This window comes from Streptomyces boluensis, from assembly GCF_009908195.1.
Lineage (GTDB): Bacteria > Actinomycetota > Actinomycetes > Streptomycetales > Streptomycetaceae > Streptomyces > Streptomyces boluensis.
Genome location: NZ_JAAAHS010000637.1, coordinates 1 through 2,313, shown reverse-complemented (window position 1 = coordinate 2,313; position 2,313 = coordinate 1). Strand labels below are relative to the sequence as shown.

Annotated in this window: 2 protein-coding genes; one reads left to right on the top strand and one right to left on the bottom strand. The window is 71.4% G+C overall.

Going from position 1 to position 2,313, the window contains the following annotated elements; all coding sequences use genetic code 11:
* Positions 1–273: 273 nt before the first annotated feature.
* Complete coding sequence (locus tag GUY60_RS36915; protein WP_161705873.1) at positions 274–1,038, bottom strand: class I SAM-dependent methyltransferase; 765 nt, start codon at positions 1,036–1,038, stop codon at positions 274–276.
* A gap of 146 nt (positions 1,039–1,184) precedes the next feature.
* Between GUY60_RS36915 and GUY60_RS36910 the strand changes: the two genes are divergently transcribed.
* A complete protein-coding gene (locus GUY60_RS36910) occupies positions 1,185–2,270 on the top strand; it encodes a DNA polymerase III subunit beta family protein (protein WP_161705872.1) in 1,086 nt (361 codons plus the stop codon).
* Positions 2,271–2,313 lie beyond the last annotated feature (43 nt).

Genomic DNA, 2,313 nt, shown 5'->3' with positions numbered 1-2,313 from the left:
GCCCATGAGTGCGGCGCGGCGGGCCTGTCGTGGGGTTCGGGCGAATCGGGGGCTCCGTTCATGTGCGCTCCGTTCGACGTGCTCATGACGGGGGCACTTGCACTGCTTCCGGCAGCGGTGCTGAGCGACGAAGGGGCTCGCCGCTTCGACGCTCCGCTTGCGCGCCGTCAACTGGTGTATTCCCCAAGGGAGTTCGCGATACGTGTGCGTGCGCGGAGCGACCGCTGTCGCGGTGCCGGGCCGTACACGTATCGGGGCAGCGACTGACGCGCCCTACGGGCGGGAGAACACCGCCACGTCGTAGCGTTCGAGGACCGGCCGTGACTGGTCGGCGTCCACGCCACGCACCGCCGCCTCCAGACGTTCGAGGCCCTCGCGGAACTCCTCCGGGGTCAGGTGGGCGAACTTCGACTGAGGCCGCTCGACCAGCCGGGCGTGGTACTCGCCGAGGCTTGCCGTCACCGGTTGCGCGAAGGAGGTGACCTCCGCCACGGCGAACCCGGCGGAGGTGAAGTCGGCGACGACCTCCGCCTCGCTCGGGAAACGCCGCGCGTCGTGCGCCCGTAGCCGCGGCCAGTAGTCGTAGACCACCGCGTCAAGGCGTTCGCGGAACGTGGTGCGGACGATCACCCTTCCGCGCGGGCGCAGGACGCGGGCCAACTCCCGTACCGCGAGCGGCCGTTCGGGGATGTGGTGGATCACGCGGGAGAGGAGAGCCAGGTCGAAGGTGCCGTCCGGGGCCGGTACGGCTTCGGCCGACCCCGACACGTAGCGCACCGCAGGATGCGGATGGTGCCGACGGGCCTCGGTCAGCATCGCCTCGGACGGGTCCACGGCCAGCACGTCGGAGCCCTCGATCCAGCGCGCCATCGCGGCCGAGAACATGCCCGTACCGGCGCCGATCTCGACGAGGGAGGCCGATGGGCGCCGTACGTGGGAAGCGATCAACTCCACCCAGGCCAGGAGCGATTGCTCCGGCATCTCATTGCCCTGCTCGTGCGCACCGGCCAGTCGCTCGTCGTCGTAGACACGGTCCACGGGACGTGATCCTGGTGCAGGAACCGCGCGCGCACAAGGCAGCCCCCCGAGCCCTCCCCGAGTCCTCTCCGAGCCCCGCGAGCCGGCGGAGTTGACCTTCAAGTTGGTCGAAGCCCAATGATGGCGAGGTGCCACATTCCGAGCCGATGCCGAATTCCGAGCTGATGCCGATCGGGGTCTTCGCCCGACGCACCGGCCTGACCTCCAGCGCGTTGCGCTTCTACGCCGACTCCGGGCTGCTGCCCCCTGCCGAGGTCGACCCGCTGTCCGGCTACCGCTACTACGGCGCCGAACAGGTACCGCGAGCGACGGTGCTGCGTCGGCTCCGGGAGATCGCCATGCCCCTCGCCGCCGTCGAGACCGTCCTCGACGCCGGGCCCGACGAGGCGTCCCGCGTGCTCGAAGCGCATGTCGGACGGATGGTGGACGACGCGGCCGCCGCACGCCGGACGGCTGCCGCCATCACGTCCGAGCTCGGGAACGTGCCCGGCCTTCCGGTCGCCGAGCTGAAAGGTCCCGTCCTCGCGGACGCGGTCGAGCAGGTACTCGCCGCGACCGCGCACGAGCCGGGCCTGCCGGTACTCGCCGGGCTGCGCATCGAGGCGAGCCACGAGGCGGTCGCCCTGACGGCGACCGACCGGTACCGGCTCTCCACCCGGACCCTGGTGCCGAAGGAACCACCCGCGCGGGCCTGGTCCGGCACGGTCCACGGCGACGATCTACGGGCCGCGGTGCCCGAGATCCGCCGCAGCGCACTCGTCCGACTCGAAGCGGTGCCGCGCGGGGTGTGGCTGCGTATGGCCCAACGGGCGGACCTGCATTGCCGGTTGCTGCCCGAGGAGTTCCCCGACCATCGGCTGATGCTCGCGTCCCTTGGCGAGGTCACGACCCGTACGACCGTCTCCAAGGCGTTGCTCCTGCGCGCCCTGGAGGAGGCGCCCGGCGAGCGCACACTGCTGCACGTGGGCGACCACGGAATCGATGTCCGGTCGTCAGCGGCCGACGCACACCCGGCCGACGCGGGCCCGGCAGCCCTGCTCCCCGCCGCCGTGACGGGACCGGCCCTCCGGATCCGGTTCGAGCTCACCACGCTGTATCCCGCGGTGAGTACGGCGATCGGCCCCGACGTGATGCTCGACCTGAGGGGACACGACCAGCCGGTCACGATCCGCTCCGCCGACCGCGGCGACCTCACCACCCTGGCCATGCCGACCAGACCCGCCGAGACCTGAGACCTGAGGCCTGATGCCTGAGACCCGAGGACGAGGAACACCA

Excerpts from the sequence above, each read along its gene's own strand:
- GUY60_RS36910 (WP_161705872.1), top strand. The coding sequence starts at position 1,185 with ATGCCGAATTCCGAGCTGATGCCGATCGGGGTCTTCGCCCGACGCACC.